This is a genomic window from Mesorhizobium escarrei (genome assembly GCF_935825525.1).
Lineage (GTDB): Bacteria > Pseudomonadota > Alphaproteobacteria > Rhizobiales > Rhizobiaceae > Mesorhizobium > Mesorhizobium escarrei.
Window position 1 is genome coordinate 2,501 of sequence record NZ_CAKXZT010000155.1, and the last position, 3,598, is coordinate 6,098.

At 54.1% G+C, this 3,598-nt stretch carries 1 tRNA gene and 2 rRNA genes; all 3 read left to right on the forward strand.

Annotation, left to right across the window (positions count from 1 at the left end):
• Positions 1–162 precede the first annotated feature (162 nt).
• Positions 163–2,982, forward strand: a 23S ribosomal RNA gene (locus NMG80_RS28335).
• Between the two features lie 277 nt (positions 2,983–3,259).
• Positions 3,260–3,374, forward strand: a 5S ribosomal RNA gene (rrf, locus tag NMG80_RS28340).
• 139 nt (positions 3,375–3,513) lie between these two features.
• Positions 3,514–3,590 (forward strand) — tRNA-Met (locus NMG80_RS28345).
• The last annotated feature ends 8 nt before the right edge of the window (positions 3,591–3,598 follow it).

Below are 3,598 nucleotides of genomic sequence, written 5' to 3' on the forward strand. Positions count from 1 at the left end.
ATAACATCTGTGCGCTCCTTCGGGGTCGCGCTTGGAGTGACAATCCTTTGGATTGCACTTGGGGTGACAATCCCTTCGGGATTGCACCGGGGCTAAAATCCTTCGGGATTTGGCTGAAGCGACGATCCTTCGGATCGCGCGATGGGTATTGGCAATGAGAACGATCAAGTGTCTTAAGGGCAATTGGTGGATGCCTTGGCATGCACAGGCGATGAAGGACGTGATACGCTGCGATAAGCTACGGGGAGGTGCGAATACCCTTTGATCCGTAGATTTCCGAATGGGGAAACCCACCTAAGGTGCTTGGAAAATCAGAGCAGCCAGTGGTCGACAAGGCCGACTTGCTGCTGTGGTTTCCAAGGATCTGTAATAGGTAACTTATCCTGAATCCATAGGGATAAAGTGGCGAACGCGGGGAACTGAAACATCTAAGTACCCGTAGGAAAGGACATCAACCGAGACTCCGGCAGTAGTGGCGAGCGAACCCGGACCAGGCCAGTGGCGATGATGAGACAAGCGGAACCTTCTGGAAAGTAGGGCCATAGTGGGTGACAGCCCCGTACGCGTAATGCAAATCATCGTCCTCGAGTAAGGCGGGACACGTGAAATCCTGTCTGAAATTGGGGGGACCACCCTCCAAGCCTAAGTACTCGTGCATGACCGATAGCGAACTAGTACCGTGAGGGAAAGGTGAAAAGCACCCCGACAAGGGGAGTGAAAGAGTACCTGAAACCGATTGCCTACAAACAGTGGGAGTCCAAGGTTCGTCCTGGGTGACCACGTACCTTTTGTATAATGGGTCAGCGACTTAGTGTGACGAGCAAGCTTAAACCGGTAGGTGTAGGCGCAGCGAAAGCGAGTCTGAACAGGGCGTTCAGTTCGTCGCATTAGACCCGAAACCGAGTGATCTAGCCATGAGCAGGTTGAAGGTAAGGTAACACTTACTGGAGGACCGAACCCATAACTGTTGCAATAGTTCGGGATGACTTGTGGCTAGGGGTGAAAGGCCAATCAAACTCGGAAATAGCTGGTTCTCCGCGAAATCTATTTAGGTAGAGCGTCGACCGAATACCCCAGGGGGTAGAGCACTGGATGGGCTAGGGGTCCTCACCGGATTACCAAACCTAACCAAACTCCGAATACCTGGGAGTACTAGTCGGCAGACACACGGCGGGTGCTAACGTCCGTCGTGAAAAGGGAAACAACCCTGACCTACAGCTAAGGTCCCCAAGTTATGGCTAAGTGGGAAAGGATGTGAGGATCCCAAAACAACCAGGATGTTGGCTTAGAAGCAGCCATCATTTAAAGAAAGCGTAACAGCTCACTGGTCTAAATAAGGGTCTTTGCGCCGAAAATGTAACGGGGCTCAAGCCATACACCGAAGCTTAGGGTTCGTGAGCAATCACGAGCGGTAGCGGAGCGTTCTGTAAGCTGATGAAGCCATACCCGTGAGGGGTGGTGGAGGTATCAGAAGTGCGAATGCTGACATGAGTAACGTAAGGGGAGTGAGAGACTCCCCCGCCGAAAGTCCAAGGGTTCCTGCTTAAAGCTAATCTGAGCAGGGTTAGCCGGCCCCTAAGTCGAGGCAGAAATGCGTAGACGATGGGAACCACGTTAATATTCGTGGGCCTGGAGGAAGTGACGGATCATTGAGGTAGTCCAATCTTATCGGATTGAACGGGCTGCTGCGTGGTTCCAGGAAATAGCTCCTCCTTATAGACCGTACCCGAAACCGACACTGGTGGACTGGTAGAGTATACCAAGGCGCTTGAGAGAACTATGCTGAAGGAACTCGGCAAATTGCACGCGTAACTTCGGAAGAAGCGTGACCCTTTTCCACGCAAGTGGAGGAGGGTGGCACAGACCAGGGGGTAGCGACTGTTTATCAAAAACACAGGGCTCTGCGAAGTCGCAAGACGACGTATAGGGTCTGACGCCTGCCCGGTGCTGGAAGGTTAAGAGGAGGGGTGCAAGCTCTGAATCGAAGCCCCAGTAAACGGCGGCCGTAACTATAACGGTCCTAAGGTAGCGAAATTCCTTGTCGGGTAAGTTCCGACCTGCACGAATGGCGTAACGACTTCCCCGCTGTCTCCAGCATAGACTCAGTGAAATTGAATTCCCCGTGAAGATGCGGGGTTCCTGCGGTTAGACGGAAAGACCCCGTGCACCTTTACTATAGCTTTACATTGGCATTCGTAGTGGCATGTGTAGGATAGGTGGTAGGCTTTGAAACCTGGGCGCCAGCTCAGGTGGAGCCACCCTTGAAATACCACCCTTATCACTATGGATGTCTAACCGCGGCCCGTCATCCGGGTCCGGGACAATGTATGGTGGGTAGTTTGACTGGGGCGGTCGCCTCCTAAAGAGTAACGGAGGCGCGCGATGGTGGGCTCAGAACGGTCGGAAATCGTTCGCTGAGTGCAATGGCATAAGCCTGCCTGACTGCGAGACTGACAAGTCGAGCAGAGACGAAAGTCGGTCATAGTGATCCGGTGGTCCCGCGTGGAAGGGCCATCGCTCAACGGATAAAAGGTACGCCGGGGATAACAGGCTGATGACCCCCAAGAGTCCATATCGACGGGGTTGTTTGGCACCTCGATGTCGACTCATCGCATCCTGGGGCTGGAGCAGGTCCCAAGGGTATGGCTGTTCGCCATTTAAAGCGGTACGTGAGTTGGGTTCAGAACGTCGTGAGACAGTTCGGTCCCTATCTGCCGTGGGTGTAGGAATATTGAAAGGATCTGTCCCTAGTACGAGAGGACCGGGATGGACGGATCTCTGGTGGACCTGTTGTGGCGCCAGCCGCATAGCAGGGTAGCTATATCCGGACGGGATAACCGCTGAAGGCATCTAAGCGGGAAACCCACCTTAAAACGAGTATTCCCTGAGAACCGTGGAAGACGACCACGTTGATAGGCCGGGTGTGGAAGAGCGGCAACGCTTGAAGCTTACCGGTACTAATAGTTCGATCGGCTTGATCGTTCTCATTCCCTATGCCCATTTGACAAGTCAAATGGTCTGTTCTCACTCACGCTTGTTCCGCCCTGCGGGCGGCGCTACGTGGGTGCGGCGCATCGGCGCCGACGGTCGGTCGACCTTGCGAAGCTTCGCTTCGAAAGGCGCCAAGGCCAAAAGAACAGTAAAGGCACACATAAGACCAGCGAACAGCTCAGAGAGAGCAGAAAATAGGCTTCCCTATTCGCTACTCACTATTGGCTATTCGCTCAAAAAGCTTCTCGAGCAACGTGCGCTTTGCCGACCTGGTGGTTATGGCGGAGCGGCTGCACCCGATCCCATTCCGAACTCGGCCGTGAAACGCTCCAGCGCTGATGGTACTTCGTCTCAAGACGCGGGAGAGTAGGTCGCTGCCAGGTCTGCAAAACGCACGTCGCAAAAATCCAAATCTTCTCTCTACCAAACAGGCCCGCCAATCGGGACCCCGGGCCGCGCAAGCGGCCCTTTCAGTTGGCGCAGGCTTGAATCCAGTAAGCCAAAGCTTACTTCCGAAGTTGACGCGGGGTGGAGCAGCCCGGTAGCTCGTCAGGCTCATAACCTGAAGGTCACAGGTTCAAATCCTGTCCCCGCAACCAAACATCAA